Below are 25,280 nucleotides of genomic sequence, written 5' to 3'. Positions count from 1 at the left end.
CTTTAAGCAATTGTTGTATCTTGCTGTAAATTTTAAGTAAAAAAAAACCCTGAGTATAAAACCCAGGGTCGATCAAATTAGATCGTTTAACGCATCCTCAACTAGTGAGATCGGATATCCATGTGGATAAATTTTTTAAAATATTTAGAAACTGTCCAGAGAATCTATATTATTTCCAACTTTTCATTTTATGGCCCTTAAGCGCATAAAATAGAATAAATAAATAACAAGGTAACATCACAATATAACCCCCTTGTTGACCGAGTGATGAACCGCTTGCCAAGCCCCAAAATAGTGGGCCAAATGCCCCTCCTGAAATACCCATAACTAATAATGCCGAGCCCACGCTGGTTAATTTCCCCATTCCAGAGAGTGCTAATGGGAAAACAGCAGGCCAAACAATCGCATTAGCTAAACCAAGCAATGCAATAAGCATCAAGGTATCAGGTAGTTCTGCCCCTCCAAAAGGAACAAGAATTATATTAGCGATAGCGTATGAATTATTGTCACCAAAGACCACACCTAAACTTAACACCAACCCCAGCAGGGCTGAAACAGTTAAGGCTTTTTGTTGAGAAATAAAACGAGGAATTAAAAAGATACCTAATATGTAACCTACCACCATACATATCATAGTGTATGAGGTCATTATGCTGTAATTTTCAACACCTAGAGACAAGGCAAACGTACCTATTGTGTCGCCGGCTATTACTTCAACCGCAACGTAGAAAAAGATAGTTAATACACCTAATGCTAGATTGGGGTGAGATAATGCTTCTTTAATATGTCCTTTGCTATTTGCTCCTTCTTCCTCATCTTCACTGGGTAATTCTGGAAGTGATGATTTTTTCACAGCAAAACCGAGTAAACCAATGAAAATCGCCATACCTAAATAAGGAAGTACCAACGAGTTAGCCATCTCATCAATACTGGCTTGGGTTAGTACTTCGGTTGAATGACCTTCAAAGCCACTCAAAATTAAGGCGGTAAAGACTAAAGGCGCAATAACACCGGCACCTTTGTTTAAAATTCCCATAACACTAATACGTGCTGCAGCAGATTCTTCAGGTCCTAAACGGACAACATAAGGATTAACAGCTGTTTGTAATAAAGTAATACCCGAGCCCATCACTAACTGAGCAAACAAAAACAAAGCAAAAATTTGGGTTTGAGCAGCAGGAATAAATAATAAGCCAGCTACCATCATGGTGGCCATTCCCAAAGCCATACCATTTTTATAGCCTACTTTACGAATAATCGTTGCCGACGGCAGCGCAGTAAAAGTAACGGCAATGTAAAAAGAGAATAATATTAGTGATGCTTGAAATGGTGTCAGCTGGAGTATTTGTTTAAGGTAGGGCATTAATGACCCATTAAGCCATGTCGCAAAGCCTAGTATAAAAAAGAGTACCGCGACAATTGCCATAGGCAGTGCATTACTTTTTGGTTTATCACTTGTTATTATCTGTTCCATATATTCCTCAATATTTATCTTGTTATTATTGTTTTATGATAGGTTAAGTTAGTTAGTTTCTATAAATAGCTTGCCCAGAGATCCATGTCGATTTGACGGTAAAATTATCGTTAAGCTCAACAAAGTCAGCTTGACTACCTATTGTTAAACTGCCACGAATATCACTTTGCTTAATATAATTGGCTGGGTATTTTGAGGCCATTCTAAGCGCTTCATCTAAAGGTAACCTCAGGCCTAAATGAGTATTAGCTACTGCTTGCGCCATATTCAACACCGACCCTGCCAACTCCCCTGTTGTTGACGTTAACTTGCCATTTTTAAGCCGCACTTTTTTACCAACTAAAGTAAACTCAACATCGCTTGTACCTACCGGTGGCATTGCATCAGTTACTAAGAAAACCCTTCCTACTGGTTTAGTTTTCAGCGCTAATTTACAGCTCTCGTAATTAACATGATGACCATCAACAATTAAGCCACAACTTGCTTGATCATTGAGCAAAGCACAACCCGTTACACCCGGCTCTCTGCCCTGTATTGCCGACATAGCATTATACAAATGAGTAAATCCGTCAGCACCCGCTTCTAACGCTTTTTGTGCGGTGTTAAAATCAGCATTGGTGTGGCCTAAGCACACCTTAATACCCAACGAAACCATGCGAGCAATGTCATCAACATTTACCGTTTCAGGGGCAAGTGTCACCAGTATTTGCCCGATATCTTTACGTTCAAGCACTTGCCATTCTTGTGGTGAAATGGCGCGAATGTGCTCTTCGATATGTGCCCCTTTTTTAGCAACAGATAAATGTGGGCCTTCAAAGTGAATACCAATAATACCTGGTGTTTTTTCTGCCATTGCTTCTGCCATTGCTTCTGCGGCCTGTTGCATCACTGATATTTTATCGGTTATAAGGGTAGGTAACATCGCTGTAGTACCAAACTTGGCATGAGCGGCCATGATAGTTTTAATGTTTTTTAATGATGGTGAGTTGTTAAATAGTGCACCTCCACCTCCGTTGACCTGTAGATCAATAAAGCCTGGGACCACTAAACCATCAAGCACATCATCAACGTCAGAGATATTATTATCAAATGCTGTGATCTTTCCATCGGTGATCGTTAACACTTGATGGTCAATAAAATTTTGCCCATCAAATAATTTTTTAACGTAAAGACGAAATATAGTCATAGCAATGCTTGTTCCTTAAATTCTATCAATTAATTGGCTAGGCTTTACTGTAAAGCAAGTTGTTGTTTAGCGTAAATTACTGAACCAACTTCTGGTGGATGCTTTGGCTCGATCAGTTGTCGTTTAATATCTTTATCTAACCAAGGCTTTATTCTTGGTGTTAAGCCACCAATTAATGCAATGGCAGGTGGATTTTGCTTTAATAACTGCCTGGCCACATGGCTAATATATTCAGCGCCTTGTGCAACAATATCTAACGCAATTTTGTCACCTTCTTCTGCAGAGTCAAAAACCAAATTAGCCATACGGGCATAAAAAGCGGCTGGCTTACCAGCAATCACTTCGACTAATTCAACATCATCTTTGACATTTAATAACGCTAATACTTTGTCATTAATGGATGAATGAGGAATTAATCCATCGAGTGATAACAAAGATTGTTTTGCTGCCTGTAACCCAAACCATGCACCGCTACCTTTATCCCCATGAGGAAAACCATGAGCGCCAACAATATAAGGATGGCCATCAACATATGAAAAGCCACATGAACCAGTCCCCGTTATCATCACTGCACCGTCTTTACCATCGTGAGCTCCAAGACAAGCAATAAGTAAATCAGTGGCAAGATACATCTTTTTAAACGGATGCTGCCAGTTTGACATTTGCTCAAATAAAACCGGTAAATTCACCCCAGCAAGACCAACACCGGCAATTATATTACCGAGCTCACTTTCATCAATTTCGGCATTTTTAAGTGCTAATTTAGCCGACTCAGCAATTGAATTTATAGCTTGTTCATAACCGTGCAACGGGTTAGCAGGCCCCGCAATGCCAGTACCTAATATTTTATTATCATTCGACATTAGGATAGCTTTGCATTTGCTGCCACCGCCATCTATGCCTAAGAATATTTCGTTGTTGCCGCTGCTGCTCAGCATGTTGACCTCATGTCTCTATATTTATTATTTTAATCACAATGCTTAATAAACAGCCAGTGTCTAAAATGTAATCTGATTTTATCTTAACGACAAATGACAGCGTTGTCATTTGTTTTTTTAATAAAAATGCTTTTTTTATTTTTCTATTACAAAATAAATAATGAATAGTCTGATTAAGCGGGCTTTATTAACTAGCCCGCCAAGAGCGTAAACCCCAAATTAGTGGTTATTAATCGTTACTGCCCGACCTTTACGTTGTCCATCAAAGCTAATGCTGCGAACGTTTACTGTGCCCTCGATAGCTACTGGCCCTTGGTAACGAGTCCAATTGCCCGCCGATACTTGATACTCAATAGCGATACCAGGAAAAGCAATATTGGCATAAAGCTTCCCTTCTTTTACGATGGCACCTACGGTAGGTAATCGATAAAAAATATTATCATTTTCTAATTTAATTAAGGCTTTTTGACCGATAGTATTCGCAAATAATTGCCACTGTTGATCGCGCAGGGCTTTTTTCTCTGCAGTAAAAAATTTAGTTGCCTGACTGTATTTAGCCCCCTGATAATTATAAGGAACTGCCCAATCAGCTAAGTGCCATGCACGCTCGGCTAAAGCAAAGAGTCGTGGAAATAATTTATATTGCGCCGTATGGTCAGTGCGAGTATTTTCACTCCATAACTGCCCTTGGATACCGAGGAAACGATTACCTAACTTCATCGGGGTTTGGCTATCATCGGCTTGATAAGGATTGTCTTGACGGTCTAACCAAAACTCCGCATGAATAGGTAAATTGTCGGGTATGAATTGAAAGACTTTTTCGGTGTTAGTGTGGCGAGAGGCCCAATAATAACCATGTTCTTTGGGATCAGCTTCATAAGGGAAATCAAAATAAAGTACATCAGGTGATGACAGCACAACTTGCCAATCTCTATTGACTAATTGATGGGTTTTATTATGACCTCCCCACGCTAACGTATCCCAAGCGTTCGACTGAACAATAGCCGGCATATTTTCTTTGCGGGTATGCTCCATACCATCGCTCCAACCTGCGGTTTCTATGTCTAATGCTGATAAAATACCAGCAACACGCTCAATAAAATAAGCACCAAGTTCACTCATTTTTTTAACACCTTTATCGTTATTGGCAATAAAGTCTTTACAGGCTTGAGACTCTATCCAAGCGCCCGCAGTTTCATCTGCGCCAATGTGATAACGCGTTAACGGTTGACCACCATCAGCATGAATTTTCTTAACTTGAGTCATCACTTCAGTCACAAAGTCGTAAGAAGACTCTAAGCAAACGTTGATGGTATTATCATTGTAAAATTGCACGGATGAATAGACCGTTGGGTCATTAGCATCATGGAGGATAAACTGTTTTGCTTTGTCATCTTGCTCAGCTATAGCGTATTTCTTGGTACGCGCTGCCATCGCTTTAATTGCAGCACGTGAATGCCCGGGCATATCTAAAGAGGGGATCACTTGAATATGGCGAGCCGTTGCTGCTTGTAATATCTCTTGATAGTCAGCCACAGAATAATAGCCATTGATTTCACTTTTAGGGTCAATACCCGCGCCCAGTTGTGGTAATAAACAATTTTTATCGTTTAAATCAAAACAGCGCCTGCTACTCACTTCGGTTAACTCGGGGAGCGAGGGAATTTCTAATCGCCAGCCTTCATCATCACCTAAGTGTAAATGTAGCTTATTAAGTTTATAAGCTGCCATTTGATCAAGCAGCGTTAAAATAAACGTCTTATCGTGAAAGTTACGCGCAACATCAATTAACAAACCGCGAAACTCATAATGAGGTTCATCATTAACCGTTAACACAGGTACTTGCGTTGAACCTAAGGTGATTAAGCTTGATAGTGATTGCAAGCCATTAAAAACACCAGCGCCGTCAACACCTGTGATCTTAATATCTGTTGTGGTGATGTCTAATTGGTAACTGCCAATCATTTTGCTGTTGTCTTCAAGCAGTCTTAACGTGACAGGCTTGCCTTGAGTATTATTAGCAATTCCTAAGGTATCTAAGCGAGTAATGGCTACGATAACATCATCTTTGTCGACATTACCATAATCAAGATGAATACCAGAAGTAAGACTAAGCTGAGCATTATTCTTACTATAAATAACCGACTTCGGCGTAGGTATAATCACCTTGCTCACATCGAGCTTTTGCTCACCTAATTGGGTATTTCTTTGATATAAACTTGCCGCATCAAGCCACTGAGTAGAATCTTGGGCGGTGCGTTTAAACTGCTTTTCAACATCAGTGAACGGCACAACATAAGGCAGTACTTCTAATCCTGTTTCACTGTTTGAATATGGCTTGGTACTGGCTATAACGCGTGGCTGTAAATTATTTGCACTGACAATATAGTTAGGTAAAGCATCTGTTTCAGACAACGACCAAAACATAGCTCTAAACAATAAGGTTTTGGTTTCACCTGCAGTAAAGCCTTTAAACTTATCATTCAACAATATTTTATGTAAATCGCCATTAATATGAACAACAGAAAATTCATCACTTTCAAAGGATTGAATAGGCGCAATTTGGCTAAAGTGAATATGCCAATCATTACTAGTTATAGATTGAGTCGCGGTGAAACTTAGCTCAACTTCAAAGCAATTACCGTCGGCGATATTTATATCACACTTATCACTGGGTATATTGGTCAATACTTTATACTTAACATTGAGCGTTTCAGCAATCTTGTCAATATCAGTTTGAGTCGCTTTAACTAAGCGTTTAAGTAATACATCTTGCTGGGTCTTGTCATTGGTCGTAGCGGAATGAGTTGGTGATTTTTCACAGCCGAATAAATTTATGCTCGTTACCAAAAATAAGACAATGAGTTGTCTGTTCATGTTTTTCTTACTCACAAGTTTAGGTTAATCAATAGAATGCCAAAACTTCTTCGGGGTTCAGGCTCCATTGTAATTAGTCGATATTGATGTTTAGTTTTCGCTAAGGCTAATTAACTTCGCGATCCGCTGGGTAGAAAACAAACAACTATATATCGCAGCAAGAAACCCTTTGTCTTTTAATTCTTGGTAGTCTGCATCATTTAAATCTTTAAAGGCTTCTTCATCGATGGAATATAACCCCGTTACCGTGAACTCTTTAGCGTTAATAGGTTTAATCGTTAATGATTGAGAAGAGAGTAAACTTTTATCTACCATTGTATTGATAAAAAGTTGCGTTGCATTAAGCTGTGAATTAGCTCGAGCAAGATTTTCTGTGACTTGTACTAAATACTTTGTTTGCTCACCCGTATCAGTAAACAATGCTTCGCCATCGCTGTCTGATACCGTTTTACTGTCTAAATCAATACCCACAACAAAATTATTAGGTTGTTCAACAGACGACGATAATACAAAAGGGAAGTTAGTCAAATGCTGAGGAACATATAAAGCATTCCAGCCCTCTTTTTTATGAAACAAATTTTCCTGCGGCTTTAAGCCAAGTAACGCAACTAAGTGGAAACGTCCTGTTTCTGCATCCTTAATAAAAACAATAGGATATTCCGCCTGAACTTGCGGCAATTCAAAAACGGAAATAGGGGTAACATGGCTATTAGCACTATGTGCATAACTAGGGTCTACTTTTACTTTCAGTGCTTGATGCTGACTTTTATTGAGTGGCGATAAGTTAGCCATGTATTTCTCCAGTAATATTTATTTTATATTTTTATATTTTTATATTTTTTGAAAACCAAAAGCCCTTACCTTATTCAGTAAGTCTCTATTGGTTGGCAGATTATTTTGTAGCTGTTGTTTTAATTTAGCATTTTTCTTTAAAATGCTTTCAAGCATACGATGTTCATTAAACGTTGAAGCGTTATATTCTAATGCTTGTACGTAGCCCATGCCGTGCAAAACATATTGGTAGCTGTCTTGAATAAAAGGTTCAAAGGTATTTTGAAAATCATATTTACTCACCGGACGATGTTTCCAATTATCGAGTTGTTCTAATAAACTTTCTGGTACGGAATTTAGAGACTTATTTTCTAACCAAAAACTTTCTTGTCGTTGAGATAAAAAATAATGTAACTTAATAAAGTCTATCGTCCTTTTCCAACGGTAGTGAAATGAGTCATTAAATGTTTTTTCAACTGCAGGTAATTGTCGCTTATTACGAGGAAATAATTCACACAGCATATTGGCTGAAGCCTCAATAAGAAAAATAGCTGAAGCCTCTAAGGGCTCAACAAAAGCGGCAGACATGCCTACTGCCACACAGTTTTTTTCCCAAAATTTGTTTCTATACCCTGATGAGATTTTTAACCTTCGCGCTGACAGTTGTTCTGCTTGTGGACCAATATAATCACGTAATGTTTGCTCTGCTTGATCATGACTGACAAAATCAGAACAATAAACATAGCCAGTACCACGCCTATTTGACAACCCTATGTCCCATGTCCAACCCGCAGAATGTGCTGTTGAAATAGTAGAACTACTTATAGCATCCTCTTCATTTTGATAAGGTACTTGTATCGCTATCGCATTATCGGTAAATAAAACGTCATTAATTGGCGTAAACCCGACCCCTAAAGCTTCACCTAACAATAAGCAGCGCCCCCCCGTACAATCTACGAAAAAATCACCTTCAATACGCCCTAACTCTTTTGTCTCAATAGAGGATATTTCACCTAAAGCATTCAAATTTGCGGATAATACATTTGCCGCTAAATGCTTAACACCGAAACGTTCGCAGCTTATCTTTTTTAAAAAATCAGCAAATTTGCCTGCATCTAAATGATAAGCATAATTTAATAAACCATCGTAACCTCTATTAGCTATTGTTTTTGGTGCTAAACCACCTTCACAAATAAGCGCCTGAGGGCTAACAAAATTAGCGTAATCTATTTGCTGATCTGACAAAGACCAATAAGGACTGAGATTAAATTCATCTGCATGGGCAACAGAACTAAACAAGTGATAATAAACAGAGTCTTGACCATTTTTAGCAGGCGTTCGCCAATTAACAAATTTTGTTGCCTGCTTAAAAGAGGCATTACAATAATTAATAAAGTCATGTTCTTCGATATCTAAATCAGCCAATGTTTTTCGCATGGTTGGCCACGTACCTTCACCGACGCCCACGGTTGGAATATCAGGTGATTCAATAAGAGTAACCTGCACTGCATCTGACTTATTCGAGCCAAGATGCTTTGCAAGTTTAGCCGCTGTTAGCCAGCCAGCAGTGCCTCCCCCAACAATAACAACTTGATTAATCATTCCATCATCCATTCAATAACACCTTTATACTTTGTTAAATCCAAATTCTTTTACTTTTTCAATGAGATCGCGTTGTTTGGGTAATTGATTTTTCAATAATTCACTTTGTCGATCAACATTAGAAAATAATTTTTCAGCTTTTTTAACATCTGGATAAGCCGAAAGATTGCCTGATAAATCTGTTTGATAATGCATGCCATACAATACATACAAATAACTGTCTAAGTTAAAGGGTTCCCATGCATGGTCAAAGTCGAACTTTGTCGGTGGTTGATTTTTCCAGAATTCGAGTCTTTGTTTTAACTTATTTGGTATTGTGGTTGGCTCACAATTATCAATCCAATATTGCGAATCTCTGCGCGCTGAAATGCAATAATGTAACTTAATAAATTCAACCGTTCGTTCCATACGAATTTTAAAGTTTTGATTAAACTGTTGCTCCGCATAAAGCATTTGCTTTTTGTCACGAGGAAATTGCGCTGCAATCATGGTAGCTGCCGCATCAAACAAATAAATAGCGGAGGCTTCTAGTGGTTCAACAAAACCTGCAGACATGCCAATGGCAACACTATTTTTATGCCAAAATTTCTGGTGGTAGCCGAGCTTTATTGGAATTTTTCGAATAACCAGATCGTCGGTATAATCTTCGCCAATATAGTCGATGAGCTGTTGTTTAGCTTTTTCATCACTAATATATTTGCTACTAAAAACATGACCTACGCCGCGCCTTTCTTGTAGGCCAATATCCCAAATCCATCCAGCTTCTTGTGCTGTCGATAAGGTGTGTGTTTTGATTGGTTGCTTTTTATCTGCATAAGGAACTTGAACAGCAAAAGCCGTATCATTAAAAAGAACATCGCTAATATCATGCCATTCAATATTATAAGTTTGCTTAATAATAAGCCCTTTAGAGCCACTACAATCGATAAAAAAATCTGCGGATATTTGCTTTTCTTCACAATGATCTGTTTCAACATGTGTGATAAAGTCATTTTCATCCAAGACGATGTTCGTCACATTAGCACTAACAAATTTCACCCCTAAATTATCAATACAATGTTTTTTTAAAAAGTTAGAAAATTTATTGGCATTTAAATGGTATGCGTATTCTTGTGCAGCACTGTATTCGGGCATAACGATTTGCTTAGGCGCTAAACCTTGGTCACAAATTCTTGCCTGAGAAGCTACTGCTTGGTCATAAGGTAATCTAGTCGTTTTATTTTTTAACAACCAATAGGGAGCTAAATTAAAGTCATAAGAAGAGTGACTTACCGTGCCAAGTGGATGGTAATAACTTGATTTTTCATTCTGTTTAGGTGTTGTAGCCCAATTTATAAATTCAGCTCCTTGCTTGAAGGTTGCATCACACTCACGAATAAAGTCAGTTTCACTCACGCCTATTTTATGTAATGTAGCTCTTAAATTAGGCCATGTCCCCTCTCCAACACCAATAATAGGAATATCTGGTGATTCAACGACAGTGACCTTTATGCCATTTTCTGCTTTGCAATTTAAGCTTTTAGCCAAAATAGCAGCACTTAACCAACCAGCGGTTCCGCCGCCAATAATTAAAATATCATTATTAACTGTAGTCATTGTGAAAGCTCATCATGTAATGAAGGGTTGAAAGGAGTTCATGTATAAAATTGAGGCTCAATAGATATTTAGGAAAAATATATACTAAGCCTAGAATAACGATGAAAGGAAGTAAAACCTATCCTCTCATCGAAACAAATTACCCGTTATAAGCGGTAAGATACTTTTAAGAATACGTTGCGACCATTATCTGCCGCTAAACGCATAGCGGTGAAACCCTCACCAAATCGTTGAGTAGTCGTTTCTTCGAATAAGTTAGAACCTTCAACACTTACATCTAAGTTTTCAGTGGCATGCCAAGTAACATTCGCGTCAAAAAAACCATGGGCATCCCACGCAGTGTTACCACCGATACCGGTAGACGGAGCGATAAATTCGTCACGGTAGGTGTAAGCAACTCGAGCTGAAATAAGGTCAGTTTCATAGTAGGCACTTAAGTTATAACTAAGTTTAGACATCCCTGGTAATGGTCTTTCAACAATACCCCCGCCATCAGCGCCTAAATTCTGTAAACCAAAGCCTTCAGTATAAGTAATGTTAGCTGACCAGCCAAACTCACCCATTTGCTGTTGGTATTGACCTTCTATACCTTGAAGTTCACCACCTAAACCTTGACCGGGTTCACGTAGAATATAATCTACCCCATTGACATCAACAGTAGACTCGTTAGCACCGTTAATAATAAAAGAACGAATATCTTTAGAGAACAAGGTTGCTGATAATAAAGATTCTTCGTTAAAGTACCATTCTAAACCAATGTCATATTGGTTGGCACGATATGGGTCAAGCGCAATACTACCACGAGCAATGCTTCGAGTAGTCTCGTTAACGCTAGCCGCTGGATTTAAGAACGAATAATTAGGACGACTCATTACTTTAGCAGCAGACAAACGTAATATGACATCTTCATGAAGATTTAGTGCTAAGTTAAAACTAGGTAACCAATCTGAGTAATCACTGTCTTCTGTAACGATTGTAGCGGTATCTACATAACCGTAATAATCAGCAGAGGTATCAGTAGCCACATAGCGTAAACCGAAATTACCGCGATAATTATCGCCACTAAAATCAGCTTGTCCGTATAAAGCAAAAATATCTTCTTTAATAACACCGTAACTGTTTGTGTTTAATGATGAACCCGTTTTGTGAGCATCATAATGCGCTCTTAATTGTGCACCATCTGCACGCGCAATGTTTGTTGGAGTACCCGAAAGTAACCCTGCACCAGAGTGATTAAAATGACCATCCGCAAATGTGGCTTTAGTGATACCTGTAGTCAAGCTATCATCAAACGTCCATGCATCTGAGTAACTTGTAAATTGATGATCTCGTAACTTAACACCGGTTTTAAAGTTAGAAATTGGGCCCCACTCAACGTTAAAATCAACATCAAACTGTGCGAAAGTCTCTTCGTCTTTACGATAGCCAGCAGTAACAGCACCACTACTTAAAATGTATTCAGAATGGTTACTTGGATCTGTACCATTAGGAGAAAGCAACATCGCATTATCGCCGCTCATATCGAAATCAATAGAGGTATTACTGTTACTTGAAACCCAACCAGCATTGTAGTTACCACCGTCACCACCTGTTGCTTCAGTAGAACCAACTTTGGCATTGATTGAATAGGTATCAGCCGTATAATCAACTTCAAATGCGATGACTTCGGTATCCATTTCAGCATTACGGGTATTCTGATCATCAAGTGGTGCACCAGAATAGTTACCATTTAGCGCAAAACCATTAGTCGGAGAGAATTTAGTCGCTCCAGTAACTTGGTCATTAAAGCCGGTTGGATCTGTACCCGCAATAATTAAATAGTTTTGGTTACTGTTAGCAGAATCAAGATCAACTTGAAAGTAATGCACATTCATTGATAAATCTTCAGAGGGTGAATACTGAACAGTTAGATCAACCGCATCACGTTCACGAGTTTGCGCGAATTCTGAAATACCTGCACCCGCCCAACCATCATCCATATAGTTTTCTGCTTTGTGCGCACGCCCAACAGTTTCTAGCGTAGATAAACTCGCTAAAACACCAAAGTTTTCTTGATCGTTTTTCCAGCTATACATGCCCGTTAAGCCTTGACCATTTTCGTCAGAAAGGCTGTTATCTTGGTATTCAGCAGATAAAAACAAGGTGTTAGAGTCTAGTTCTAAAGGCTTACGAGTGCGCACAACGACAGTACCACCAACACCACCTTCATCAAGGCTTGCTGTTGGCGATTTATAAACATCAACACCAGCGACAAGTTCTGGTGGTAATAAATCCATATCAAAAGAACGCTTTGCTGCTGCTTGTGAAAACCATCCTGTTGAAGCAACATAGTTACCATTCATACTGATTTGGGTTAATTCTGAGTTAGTACCGCGGATAGAAACATCACCACCTTCACCAGCAAAACTTCTGGCAATCGTTACGCCAGGTATTCTTTGTAGTGACTCTGCAATGTTTCTATCGGGAAATTTACCAATATCTTCTGCAGAAATTGAATCAACAACCGCGTTAGAAAATCTCTTTTGATTTAATGCTTGTTTCAAAGAACCACGAATACCGCGAACTTCAATTACTTCAGTTTCTTGCTCGGCAGCTTTAACTTCTTCAGCAGCCATTGCGAATGGTGTAGCACCGCCCGCTAGCACTAGAGCGATTGAACTCGCTAACATGCCTTTTTTAAATTTTTGAATTGACATCGACTTTCCCTTACACACGTTTTTTTTAAATATAATAGTTATGTTTTTATAACCCTACCAAAGACAGCGCTGTCTTTTTAATTCATGACAGCGTTGTCATAGGTCGGGTAAAACATTACACAATAAATGACCATCTGGCTACACTTGATTACGATTTAATCAGCACCTTTAATGCAACGAACTGTAAACAATAGAGTTTTATTTTAGTTTTTTTGTAAACACCCTGTATTATTTTCGTACACACAAGCAATTATTATACGTTTTTAGCACTGCTTTATTCATTTAAAGTAACGTTTAATGAATAAAGAATTACTTTAGTGAATACTATAATTTAATGTCATTAATGAAGTCTAAAAAGGTAATTTTATTAATTTTCATTGTTTCAAAAATAGAAACGCTGACAATTTATCAGCGTTTTAAAGTAAAATTAAAGCTTTATTATAATAGTTCATCAAGTTAAGCGTAGAGCAATCATGACTCGGCGAAACATTACCGCTTTGGAGCTCTTTATGAATACTTTCTGCTAAGCCCTTACCTAATTCAACGCCCCATTGGTCAAAAGAGCATATTTGCAGCACAATACCCTGCACAAATATTTTATGTTCATAGAGTGCAATTAAGTTGCCTAACGTCTTAGGATCTATACGTTTTAAAAGAATAGTGTTGGTTGGACGATTCCCTTTGTGCACTTTATGAGGAGCCACCTTATCGATGTAATCAGCTGTCCGTCCTTTTGCTTTTAAATCAGCACGAACTTGCTTTTCATTGACGCCGGTCATTAATGCTTGTGTCTGTGCAAAAAAGTTCGACATTAACGTTTCGTGATGACCAGACACCGGCGTAACACTGGCAACCGAACCAATAAAATCAGCTGGTACAACATTATTACTTTGATGCAGGTACTGATAAAAGGCATGTTGACCATTAATACCCAGTTCACCCCATATAGAAGGTACGGTGGCATAGTCAACTTCATCGCCATTCCACGAAACAGATTTACCATTACTCTCCATTTCAGCTTGTTGTAAATAAGCAGAGAGCATATGTAAGGTTTGATCGTAAGGAAGGATCGCTTGAGATCTAGCTCCTAGAAAAGTGGTATTCCAAACGCTGAGTAAAGCCATTATTGCCGGCATATTTTTTTCTAGTGGTGCACTTTGAAAGTGTTCGTCCATTTCATTAGCGCCATCAAGCAATTCTATAAATTTATCAAAGCCCAGATCTAACGCTATTGCTAAACCGATTGCTGACCATAATGAGAAGCGCCCTCCGACCCAATCCCACATCCCGAAGATGTTTTCTTCTTTAATGCCAAACCCCATGGCATTTTCTTTATTCGCTGTTACTGCAACAAAGTGTTTACCGACCGCATTATCATCAAACGACGATGCGGTAAGCCACCTTATTGCTGTTTTAGCATTTGTCATAGTTTCGGTCGTGGTAAAGGTTTTACTGGAAACAATAAATAGCACTCTTTCTGGGTCAAGCGGACGAAGTATTTCTACGATTTGCGCGCCATCTACATTAGAAACATAATGAACATTAATGCTTTTATCACTGTAGTGTTTTAACGCCTCGGTGACCATCTGTGGACCAAGGTTGGAACCACCAACACCAATATTAACCACATCAGTAATACGCTTTCCTGAATAACCTAACCACTTACCTTCACGAACATGATTAACAAAAGCTTCCATTTTCTGTAACTGTACTTGAACGCTGGTGGTGACATTCTCACCATCAACAATGAGAGGCTCTTTGCTTTTACGGCGTAAAGCTGTGTGAAGAACAGCACGGTCTTCTGTTTTATTGATTTTTGCACCAATAAACATTTTTTCGCGCCATTCAACGACTTTACATTCACTAGCCAGATTGAACAGTGTATCCATTGTTTCAGTATCAATGAGGTTCTTTGAATAATCTAACAGTAATCTAGGTAACTCTATAGAAAACTTGTCAAAGCGTTCACTGTCTTGAGCAAACAGATCATTCATGTGCTGAGATTGTTTCTGTTGAGCAAGCTGAGTCAGCTTTTTCCAACTACTGAGTGTTTGACGACTTGACATAAATATTCCTATAGTGCATTAATTTAACCCTTCAATGTTGTACCATATTTGATAATGACAGCGCTGTCAATTTGAATTTTTATCCTTTATTTCTATAGATTAGTATAAAGGTTTGAGTTATTTTAAAATAAGTAGTTGCCGCCGTGCCAAAGAAACAATATTCTGTTGCGCTGCAGTAGGGTTACATAACAAGAATAATACACAAGGCTGTTTTAACCGATGAAAGCTACAATAAACGATGTTGCCAAACAAGCGGGTGTTTCGATAAAAACCGTTTCAAGAGTAATGAACAATGAATCATCTGTACGACAATTGACTCGAGATAAAGTCATGGAAGCCGTAAATGATTTACATTATCAGCCCAACTTAGCGGCACGAAACTTAGCGGGTACTAAGGCATACAGCATTGCTTTTATCTATGATAACCCTAACGCATATTATGTCATTGATATGCAAAATGGTATTTTAGCGGCTTGTAAACAACAAGGTTTTGAATTACTTATTCATCCTTGCCAAGCAAAATCAGTACATGTACTTGATGAAATTGCCGACATGGTTAGAAAGACACGAGTCGCTGGTTTAGTGCTCACTCCACCTTTTTCTGAAATGCCTGAATTTGTCCAAAAAATTATCGACCTAAATGTTGATGTTGTTCGGATAATGTCTGGCGATGTAGCACCCGATGAATTAGCCCCCTGCATTATGGTAAATGACCATGCGGCTTCGGTAAGTATTACTCAACACCTCATTGATTTAGGCCACAAACACATTGGTTTTATTGCCGGTGAAGCAGCACATATGTCAACTGTTGAACGTTTAAGAGGTTATAAACAAGCCTTGTCTGACAATGGCATTGCACTTGATGAGCGGTTAATTATTAATGGCGAGTATTCTTTTGAATCTGGCGTACTTGGCGCAAAGCAATTAATGTCTGAAGATATTCGCCCAACTGCTATTTTCTCATGTAACGATGAAATTGCGGCGGGTGCTTTGTTTGCCGCTCGGTTAATGGGGATATCAATACCTGATCAACTTTCTATTGCTGGTTTTGAAAACTCGCCCTTCTCTCGCCAAACATGGCCACGTTTAACGACAGCAAATCAGCCGAACCAAAAAATCGCTGAAGATGCAGCCAACTTATTGATTGCAAAATCGCGTAAACAAACCCCTCAAAATAGTGTTCATCATTACACACCAAGATTGATTGTCCGTGATTCAACCGGTAAACATAGCTAATTGTGAATTGATAATTGCTCATTGAGTTAAATCTTAGCGCAATATATAACCCGCAACAAACCGGCCTTTCAATGGATAGTGTTCATCATTACACACCAAGATTGATTGTCCGTGATTCAACCGCTAAACATAGCTCATTGATAATTGCTCATTGAGTTAAATCTTAGCGCAATATATAACCCGCAACAAACCGGCCTTTCAATGGATAGTGTTCATCATTACACACCAAGGTTGATTGTCCGTGATTCAACCGCTAAACAGAGTTAATTGTCAGAAAACACTAAACTTTATCGACTAGCGTAACGCTTTAACGATAAAGTTTAGTTTGATTATCACTTGCAGCCTATGTTGATAAGCAAGTATGAAATATTACTTTTGTCTAAATGAATAAACGCCAACTTTACCCTCCGCGCCTGCCGCCAAAAACATCATCTTATCGCTCGCAAGGGTATAGAAGCCTTTATCGTCTTTTTTACCTTGTGGGTTTGCTAGTACTTGCCACGTTTTTCCTGCGTTAAGCGAAATATCACTACTGGTTTTTCCTGTAGCAAGACAAATATTTCCCTGACAACTCATTGCTGAGCGCAAGCCATATTGCCCAGCATTGACTGACTGCCATTGGTTATCGGTAAAAGTTGCCATATTAGGGTAACTTGCAGGACGCTGTTCATAGTCTCCGCCAACAACAAAAAGTTGTTGCTTGGCATTTAATGCTAAACCATAACCACCGGCGGTTTGTGTTTTAGAGTACAGTGGCACACGATCACGTTGCCATGTTTCACCAAAATCGACGCTGCTATAAACTGATGCTGAAAATCCACCCGTAGTAAGCCAAGCTTTACCTTTGTCACCAACAATTAAGGTATTACCACTGGCCGCAAAAGCGGCTTCTTTTTCAACAAATTTCGGGATATTACTCTGCTCGATACGGCGCCACGTTTTGCCACCATCACTGGTTTTTTTTATAACATAAAAGCCATCGACAGGATCTCCCATCAACAAACCATTATCACCATCCCAAAAAGCGATGGAGTCAAAAAAGCCATCTTTATCTTCATTTTGATAAAGTAACTGCCAGCTATCGCCACCATCAATGGTTTTGTAAAGTACAGATTGTTCTCCACTGCCAACCCCCATAACAATAGCGGTATGCTTATCGAATAAGGCAATATCACGAAAACCTGTTTTTATAGGGCTATCTACTGATTTATCCAACCAAGTTTTACCTCCATCTTGACTAACAAAAACAGTCTTATTACTACCACTAACCCACAATGAATTATCGATAACAGCACTTCCGCGCAAAGAAGGTGAACCTGGCAGCACCGTATGTTGCCAAGACGGCAAATCAACGATAGTAGTGCTACTGGCAATTACCGAGTAAAAGACAGTCGTGATACTAAGAGATTTTAAGATACGAATTAAGCGAGTGCTTACTTTAACTTCTGGTAATATTGAAAGAATTGATAGCATGATAATTATTATTTTAAGTGAACATAGCGCTACTATTCAATATTTTCAAATATTTAACAAGTGATAAACATCAAACACTGACAAAGAGGCAAAGCAACAAAATTGTCAGTCATTAAGTTGTAAATACCGCCAACTTCAGCGATAGTAGAATAATAAAAATAGCCGTCATAATACTTAATTGATTAATAAAACAGTAAATTCTTATGCTAGAAGTTGATGATAAAGTACTCGCTGATATACGCCGTGGATTTTCTATTCCGGCTCAGCCAAGTTTATTAATTAAACTACAAAAAATAATGGCCGAAGACGAGCCAGACGTAAATGCGTTAGCCGATATTATTTCACAAGATGTCGGTGTCGCTTCAATTATTCTGAAAACCATTAACTCGCCCCTTTATGGATTGTCGCGCTCAATATCTGACATTCACAAATCAGTACGTTATATCGGTTTGCAGGGAATAAACTCATTAGTAACCAACACCTTGATTAAACGTAGTTTTGACCAACAAGATTGTAGTATCGCTTTAGAAGAGTTTTGGGACAGTGCCACACATATTGCCAACACTTGTGTTCATATTGGCAAAACGATTAAAGAAAAAACCTCAAAAGATAAGCTCTTTTCTCTTGGTTTATTTCATGATTGCGGCATTCCGATTATGGCAATGAAGTATAGTGACTACAGCGATACTTACCAACTTGCTTACAGCACCCCAGATAAAACACTCCCCATCACTGAAGACCAGGCTTATGGTGTAAACCACGCAACCATTGGCTATTACGTTGCCTCTTCTTGGCGATTACCTAAAGATATTTGCGAATTAATTTTAATACATCACGACCGTGATTTTCTCAAAATGAATAATCCACGTGGTCAAGAAGTTTACTATGCAATATTAAAACTGGCAGAAAACCTAGTACACAATCATAAGCACTGTCGAGACTCTGCTGACTGGCCTTATGTACAAGAAATGATTTTCACCTTACTCGACATTGATGAAGACAACTATCAAGATTATCTTGAAGACAGCGAGTCATTCGATGTAAAAGCTGATTAACCCTTGAAGCTACCTTAAATAAGTTTGTCAAATAAGCCCTTGGTTAAGTGCAATCAATACCGCCCGTGTTCTGTCTCGGGTATTAAGTTTTGATAATATTGTTGATACATGATTTTTAATTGTGCCCTCAGCAAGAAAAATACTACTAGCAATTTCTTTATTAGAGAAACCACCCGCCACCAACTTTAAAATCTGTTGTTCTTTTTCAGACAAGGCTTCAATAACTTTAGATTCATTCAAGCCTTTATTTAATTGTTTCATCACCACGGGCTCAGCCACAAAACCACCATTGGCCAGTGTTTTAACGCCATTAACGAGTTTATCTAAGGAAACATCTTTAAGTAAAAAACCATTAGCACCTGCTTGTAAGCTTTGCATAAACAGTTCGCTATCATCAAAAGTTGTTAACATTAAAATAGGCAAGGTACTGCCTTGGCTTCTTAGAATTTTAACTAACTCAATACCATTCACTTTTGGCATTCTAATGTCGAGTAACAACACATCAGGCGTTGGTTCACTGGCCAACATTTGTTGAGCGTGTTCGCCGTTTTCGGCCTGCCAAATAATACTTATATCGTCACTTAACGAAAGTAGCCCTGCAATTCCCTGTCGAACTAACTGTTGGTCATCAACAAGCGCAACATTAATCATAACAATCCTCTACTTGTATTTTTAAGGTGAAACCACTGTCATTTACAATAAGATCTACCTTGCCAGAAAAATCAATCAATCGTTCATTCATGCCAGCTAAACCACTGCCAAAGTTTTCGTTATTCTTGTTGGTAACCGTGCCATTGTCAGACAAGTTAATGACTAAGCTACTGCCCATTTTTTCACAGGCTAAAGTAAATAGGTTCGCTTTGCCATGTCGAAGCGCATTACTCACACCTTCTTGTAAACAAAACATCAGCTGTTGCTTTAGTTGCAGTGAATTAATATCAATGGATGATTTCACAGTTAACTGACAATTAGGCAATTGATTAATGAGGTTTTCAAGCGACGAAACAAGATCTATTTGTTCTTCTTCACGCATTTCTTTTACCACTTGTCGAACGTTGCTTAGCAGTGTTTTAGCCAGTTGTAAGTTTTCTTGCAGTAAGGGTTTAAATTCTTCGGAAACTTTATGTTTAGCGACCTCTAAATTCAAAGACAACGCCGTTAGCTGATGACCAATAGCATCATGTAAGTCTCGAGATATTCGTAATCTTTCTTGCTTTTTCGATGAAGCTTTCAGCATAAATCGTGTTGCTAACAACTCTTGATTAATAGCCGCTAACTCTTCTTTAGCTTTTGCTTCACGCAAGATTGTTTCTATGGCAGAGAAACCAAAAACTTGTAGCATAAAATAGATAATGACCTGAAAAAATCCAGAAATAAAACTGCCATCATAAACAATAGTAAAATGAGCGACTGTAATAAAAAACATCAACAACAATGCTTTTTTTCGGGTAAACATTGATGGTAACTGCGTCGCAATCAACACTAACAAAATAGCGGCAACATTATAAGTATCTGATGAAATTAACAATAATACCGTAACTACTTCAACCACCAGTAGTCGTTTATTTATCTTCGACTCTGCCCTTTTATCAGAAAAAATAATCCATGCAAATGAAAGATAAAAAATAATAAATGCCAACAATTTCAATACAAACGTCTGACCAAAATCAAGATTGACTAAAGACAAATAGCAAATAACTGACCAAGTAATAAAGCCAGAAAAATGTAGTAGCCAGTCTTTGCGTAAGTGCTCTGGTAATGGTGACTTCAACATAAATAAATACCTAGATAAAATGTGCAGTCTAAACCGTTAACATGCACATTTAAAACTTCATAATCATATGATTTTAAAACAAATCAATCGTAATTGCTGTGTTTTCTTTCACCATAAATTTAGCTTCTTTATATTTCGGCGCACCAAACATGCCGACATTATTACTAAAGCCATAGCCTTCTTTTGGGATCCCCATCATATTAAAATCCATTTTGTTATTGTCGTTTTCGTCTTGATACATTTTTATCGCATAGTCGCCATCAGGTACATTTTCAAAAATAGCGATTTCCTTGCCATTTTGAGCTTTAACTTTTGCATAAAAACTAGCTTTATCTGTCTTATAATCTTCTTCTGAGGCATATAAAGCGATTAAAAGGTGGCCTTTCCCTTGCTCAATATCACTGATATTGACCGTTAAGTCAGCGGCAACGGCATGCTGGCTTAATAATAAAATCATCGATAATGCACTTATTACAGAAAGCGCTAAACTGGTTACTGACAAAGAGATTAATTTTTTAAAAATCATAATGATTCCTTTATTTATATAAATTGAAAGAGGATAAGTAAATTTGTTTATTAATTCATGATCAGTGTAAAGCTAAAGCTTTTGTTAAACAGGTGCCAAAAGTCATCATTTTCACAGCAGTAAAACATGACTTCTGGCACCTAAAGGTTAAAGGACATTATAAGAATATTGTTGGTTATGAAGATGAACAAGGTAACGTTGAAAGAGTGCGAGAATCACAATAGGTGCGATAACAGAGAGTGCGATATTACCTTTAAACAACCAAGATAGAACGAGCGATATCAGTACGGCGATAAATAAGTAAGCTGATTTTTTATTAATGTTTATCCGATCTTTAGTTTCTTTAATCTGTGTTTTATTGATCCCAACAAAACCATGATTTGAAAAGAGCATGGTGGTAATACCAACAACAATCATCACAATAAAAATGGCCGACTCTTGCAACATGCTATAAAACGATAAATACCACCATTGTTGAAAAAATGCCGCTAAACCACCTAAAATCAAATAAATATTCGCTGATAGTATTAAACGGCTCATCACTATTTTAAGTTTACTGATTAACACTAACTGACAAATTCCCACCAATGCAGCTATTTTAAAAGCCAATAACCAGCTTTCATTGGATGTTTCGGTTTGCCAAAAACCAATCATTGAAAAAAGTGAAAGCGGGAGAAATTGTAATAAAGCACTGAGTTTATTTAACATACGGGCTGCCTTGTCGTTGAGTGATTAACTATTTACTTATTTTAAATAATAACGTTTCAAAAGCTAAAAAAAAGGTGCCAAAAGTCATGATTTGCTTATAAAAAAAATGACTTTTGGCCGAAGAAGAAGGTATCAGCACCGATACAAAGCACATTAATCATCAACACCACTAATGTGTGCCTAAGGGGGGATTAGTCACGTAAAGCTTCGGTAACAGGTAAACGCATCGCCTTTATTGCTGGTAATATCCCGCCTGATAAACCAATCAATAACGCTAACGACATTGTTTTAATCATCAACAAAACCGTAATATCAAAATTGAACATCATTTGACTCAAATTACTGGCATTTTGCGTGGCAGCCGTCCAGCCATCAAAGACAAAATATAAAGGTAGTATGCCTAACACCCCACCAACAAAAGCAATGAGCAAGGCTTCACAAAGAATCGACATTGAAATTGCAAAAGGACTAAAACCTATCGCTTTATGCGTAGCTATTTCCTTAGAGCGACTTGCTATGGCGGCATACATGGTATTAAGTGCAGCCACTATTGCGCCTAACGCCATAATAATAGCAATAGGAAAACCTAACCAACGAATTAAGCGTGTTAAGTTACTGGCTTGATCAGCAAAGAATTGTTTTTCTGTTAACACTCGAATGTTTAACCTAGGGTCGTCCTGCCACTCTTTTTCTAATTGTGGTAAATCGCTAATATCTTTTAATGCTAAGCGGATAGACTGTAGCGTATTTCCTCGACGATAATCACTCTGTACCATGCCAATATCAGCCCACAATTCTGATTCAAAAACACTATTACCATCAGAAAAAATCCCGCTGACTGTCCACGCTGCTCCACCTAAGGTGATAACTTTGCCAACAATTAACTCTGGCATTCTACGCGTTATTGCCTGACCAACAATTAGCTGACGCACACCCGTAGCGAACATTTCACCTTTGACTAAACGAAAATTAGGGCGAAATTGTTGAGTCGATTTGCTGATACCTCGCAACGCTAAACTTTTCGTTTCTATTTCTTGATCTACGGTATCTAGATTAGAAATATAAGTCACTTCAGCATTAACAAACATTTCAGCCGATACTTGCGCCAGCCCTTGTTCATCTTTAATAATTTTTTGATTATTCGCTAAAATATTAACTTCTACTGGAAACATCACACTTTGCAATTCTGAAGAGGCTCCCGCGCGCATCACTAATACGGTATTATCTAAACCAGTACGTTCCAGTGTTTTCATCATTCCCTCAGTCATTGCCAGAACACTTAAAATAACGCCAGCAACACAAGCAATGCTTAATATACTCACCATAGAAGCAATAATACGCTGCGGGAAACTTTTAAAATTAATAACCGTTAACGCTTGTGCTTGTTTTATATTGATAAACCATGAATGCTGCGCCTTTAATGAAATATTCATGCCTTGTCTCCTAACGTTTTGCTGATAACAAGTTGTTTAATCGCTACCGCCGGAAATACAGTGCAAAAAGCGGCAGCAGTATTTACCCAGGCAAATACGGTTATATAATGACTTGGCGCAATCGATATACCCGGTAAAAAATCATTAAAACTCTGGCCGACCAATGCTAGAGATAAAGAGGCAAGAATGCTGCCCGCCAAAGCGCCTAAGCCAATTAATAACAAAGCCTCTAGGTAAACACCTTGAATTAAACGTGTCGCTGAAAACCCTAAAGCTTTCATCATTGCGCTTTCATTATTACGCTCACGAATAGTTTGGATCATGGTATTGCAAACAATCAGTAATAAAGTAGAGAATACCGCAATAACCACAAGGTTAATGACCATAGCCATATCAACAAACTGTTGTGCTTGTTCTTTAATAAAAACCTGTTCAGTCGTGGTACGGGTTGGATTGTTGGTATGTGAGAACAATAAATCGATAGCAACAATAACGTCATCTACGTTGACATTTTCAGTTATTTCAGTCGATAACCACCCCAAAGAATTATTAGCATAAGCACGGCCTTTATCAAAATAAGCATGTTGGAAAAACACTTTATTATCAGCAGATGAATGCTGAGCTGTTTGGTAAATGGCAGAAACGGTAAACGACCAATTAAATGAACCACTTTTATTCATCCAAATAGAAGAGCTTAATGGCACGGTATCACCGATTTTCCAACCATATTTATCAGCAAGTCCCTGACCAATAACAATACCTGTGCGCGTTTTTTTCCATTGCGCTAGTTGCTCACTAGGGATTATATATTCATCAAATAAATTGAAATAATGATGGTGGTCAACCGCAGTTACGGGTAGTTGATTTTTTTCATTTTGAAAGTACCCACCAAACCAAGATGCATAACTCACTTGTTTTACGCCCGGTAATGCCGCAATCTTTTGTTGAGTGTTAATGGGGAGAGATTGTGTCATTGATATTTTATGACTGGTCATTAAACGGTATTGATTACTACTGCTTACATTAGCCGTAAGCGCCTGATCCACTCCAGACAAGGTCGTCAATAAGAAAAAAGCCACCATGACAGAAGTACAGGTTAACCAAAAACGTACTTTTTTACGAAAGCTGTTCCGCCAAACTAATATCAGTAGGTTCATCTGCTTTCCCTCATATGACAGTTATGTTCTTCGCCAATATAAGACTCTAAATTAATCACTCTACTTGCGTAGTCAGCTGCTTTTTTATCATGTGTAACCATAACAATGGTTTTACCAAAATCGCGATTAAGTTGGTCAAGTAATGCCAGAATTTCATTGGCTGTTTTTCGGTCTAAATTTCCCGTTGGCTCATCACATAATAATATATGTGGGTCACTGACAATAGCGCGTGCAATAGCAACTCGCTGCTCTTGCCCACCAGATAACTCTTTGGGGAAATGACTAGCACGCTCACTCATGCCAACGAGCTCTAGCGCATAACTAGCATGCTCTTGTCGTTGCTTTTTATTTAACGAGGTTAACGCGAGTGGCAGTTCAACATTACCCTGCGCGCTTAACACCGGTAATAAATGATGTGACTGAAAAACAAAGCCAATGTTTTCAGCGCGCCATTGGGTTAATGCCGATTGCTTTAAATGATCAATACGCTGTGTACCAATAATCACTTCACCTGATGTCGGTTGATCAAGGCCGCCCATTAAATGCAATAAGGTGCTTTTTCCTAAACCTGATGGTCCCATTAATGCGACAAACTCACCTGATTTAATCGTTAAGTTAAAATCGTGGTGAACGACTACCGTGTTTTTACCTTTCTGGTAACTTTTGTTAATATTTTTTAATGTAATGTTATAGCTATTTTTCATCATTTTTT

The 25,280-nt window shown here is 38.3% G+C and carries 19 protein-coding genes; 2 read left to right on the top strand and 17 right to left on the bottom strand.

Annotated features, from left to right (window positions below):
* Window positions 1-169 precede the first annotated feature (169 nt).
* The 9 genes from nagP to pgi form a co-directional block, all read right to left on the bottom strand.
* Window positions 170-1,462 (bottom strand): N-acetylglucosamine MFS transporter NagP, encoded by a 1,293-nt coding sequence (gene nagP, locus H4J56_RS05700; protein WP_070377171.1) that lies wholly within the window; start codon window positions 1,460-1,462, stop codon window positions 170-172.
* 64 nt (window positions 1,463-1,526) lie between these two features.
* A complete protein-coding gene (gene nagA / locus H4J56_RS05695) occupies window positions 1,527-2,660 on the bottom strand; it encodes an N-acetylglucosamine-6-phosphate deacetylase (RefSeq protein ID WP_182230182.1) in 1,134 nt (377 codons plus the stop codon).
* Window positions 2,661-2,704: 44 nt separating this feature from the next.
* Entirely contained in the window at window positions 2,705-3,598 is an 894-nt protein-coding gene (gene nagK / locus H4J56_RS05690; protein ID WP_182258985.1) for an N-acetylglucosamine kinase, read from the bottom strand.
* Between the two features lie 219 nt (window positions 3,599-3,817).
* Complete coding sequence (locus H4J56_RS05685) at window positions 3,818-6,475, bottom strand: family 20 glycosylhydrolase (RefSeq protein ID WP_182258984.1); 2,658 nt, start codon at window positions 6,473-6,475, stop codon at window positions 3,818-3,820.
* 90 nt (window positions 6,476-6,565) lie between these two features.
* Window positions 6,566-7,267 (bottom strand): SapC family protein, encoded by a 702-nt coding sequence (locus H4J56_RS05680; RefSeq protein ID WP_182258983.1) that lies wholly within the window; start codon window positions 7,265-7,267, stop codon window positions 6,566-6,568.
* Window positions 7,268-7,306: 39 nt separating this feature from the next.
* A complete protein-coding gene (locus H4J56_RS05675) occupies window positions 7,307-8,860 on the bottom strand; it encodes a tryptophan halogenase family protein (RefSeq protein WP_083278020.1) in 1,554 nt (517 codons plus the stop codon).
* Between the two features lie 12 nt (window positions 8,861-8,872).
* Window positions 8,873-10,444 carry a tryptophan halogenase family protein gene (locus H4J56_RS05670; protein WP_070375820.1) on the bottom strand — a complete coding sequence of 524 codons (1,572 nt, stop codon included), beginning with the start codon at window positions 10,442-10,444 and terminating at the stop codon, window positions 8,873-8,875.
* A 146-nt stretch (window positions 10,445-10,590) separates the two neighbouring features.
* Window positions 10,591-13,140, bottom strand: coding sequence for a TonB-dependent receptor (locus H4J56_RS05665; protein ID WP_182213613.1), 2,550 nt, complete (start codon window positions 13,138-13,140; stop codon window positions 10,591-10,593).
* 416 nt (window positions 13,141-13,556) lie between these two features.
* A complete protein-coding gene (gene pgi / locus H4J56_RS05660; protein ID WP_182213615.1) occupies window positions 13,557-15,206 on the bottom strand; it encodes a glucose-6-phosphate isomerase in 1,650 nt (549 codons plus the stop codon).
* A 219-nt stretch (window positions 15,207-15,425) separates the two neighbouring features.
* On the opposite strand from pgi, the gene H4J56_RS05655 reads away from it, so the two are divergent.
* Window positions 15,426-16,442: a LacI family DNA-binding transcriptional regulator gene (locus tag H4J56_RS05655; protein ID WP_182213617.1), complete on the top strand. Its 1,017-nt coding sequence runs from the start codon at window positions 15,426-15,428 to the stop codon at window positions 16,440-16,442.
* Window positions 16,443-16,811: 369 nt separating this feature from the next.
* On the opposite strand, the gene H4J56_RS05650 is transcribed toward H4J56_RS05655, so the two are convergent.
* Complete coding sequence (locus H4J56_RS05650; protein WP_182213618.1) at window positions 16,812-17,915, bottom strand: YCF48-related protein; 1,104 nt, start codon at window positions 17,913-17,915, stop codon at window positions 16,812-16,814.
* Window positions 17,916-18,118: 203 nt separating this feature from the next.
* Here H4J56_RS05650 and H4J56_RS05645 point away from each other — a divergent pair, with 203 nt between their 5' ends.
* Complete coding sequence (locus H4J56_RS05645; RefSeq protein ID WP_182213620.1) at window positions 18,119-18,970, top strand: HDOD domain-containing protein; 852 nt, start codon at window positions 18,119-18,121, stop codon at window positions 18,968-18,970.
* Window positions 18,971-18,997: 27 nt separating this feature from the next.
* On the opposite strand, the gene H4J56_RS05640 is transcribed toward H4J56_RS05645, so the two are convergent.
* From H4J56_RS05640 to H4J56_RS05610, 7 genes are all read right to left on the bottom strand, one after another.
* A complete protein-coding gene (locus tag H4J56_RS05640) occupies window positions 18,998-19,621 on the bottom strand; it encodes a response regulator transcription factor (protein WP_182213621.1) in 624 nt (207 codons plus the stop codon).
* On the bottom strand, window positions 19,614-20,744 hold the full coding sequence (locus H4J56_RS05635; RefSeq protein WP_182213623.1) for a sensor histidine kinase: 1,131 nt from the start codon (window positions 20,742-20,744) through the stop codon (window positions 19,614-19,616). Before H4J56_RS05635 ends, H4J56_RS05640 begins: the two co-directional genes overlap by 8 nt.
* A gap of 73 nt (window positions 20,745-20,817) precedes the next feature.
* Window positions 20,818-21,270, bottom strand: a complete 453-nt coding sequence (locus H4J56_RS05630; RefSeq protein WP_182213624.1) for a DUF2141 domain-containing protein — start codon at window positions 21,268-21,270, stop codon at window positions 20,818-20,820.
* A 147-nt stretch (window positions 21,271-21,417) separates the two neighbouring features.
* Complete coding sequence (locus tag H4J56_RS05625) at window positions 21,418-21,978, bottom strand: hypothetical protein (RefSeq protein ID WP_182213626.1); 561 nt, start codon at window positions 21,976-21,978, stop codon at window positions 21,418-21,420.
* A 191-nt stretch (window positions 21,979-22,169) separates the two neighbouring features.
* Window positions 22,170-23,411 carry an FtsX-like permease family protein gene (locus tag H4J56_RS05620; protein WP_182213628.1) on the bottom strand — a complete coding sequence of 414 codons (1,242 nt, stop codon included), beginning with the start codon at window positions 23,409-23,411 and terminating at the stop codon, window positions 22,170-22,172.
* Window positions 23,408-24,568: an ABC transporter permease gene (locus H4J56_RS05615; protein WP_182213630.1), complete on the bottom strand. Its 1,161-nt coding sequence runs from the start codon at window positions 24,566-24,568 to the stop codon at window positions 23,408-23,410. Before H4J56_RS05615 ends, H4J56_RS05620 begins: the two co-directional genes overlap by 4 nt.
* Window positions 24,565-25,272: an ABC transporter ATP-binding protein gene (locus H4J56_RS05610; RefSeq protein ID WP_182213632.1), complete on the bottom strand. Its 708-nt coding sequence runs from the start codon at window positions 25,270-25,272 to the stop codon at window positions 24,565-24,567. The genes H4J56_RS05615 and H4J56_RS05610 overlap by 4 nt, the downstream gene beginning before the upstream one ends.
* Window positions 25,273-25,280: the final 8 nt, after the last annotated feature.

The sequence above is a fragment of the Colwellia sp. BRX8-4 genome (genome assembly GCF_014077345.1).
Lineage (GTDB): Bacteria > Pseudomonadota > Gammaproteobacteria > Enterobacterales > Alteromonadaceae > Colwellia_A.
Note: the sequence above shows the minus strand (reverse complement) of the source record. Positions and strands in the feature narration are given on the sequence as shown.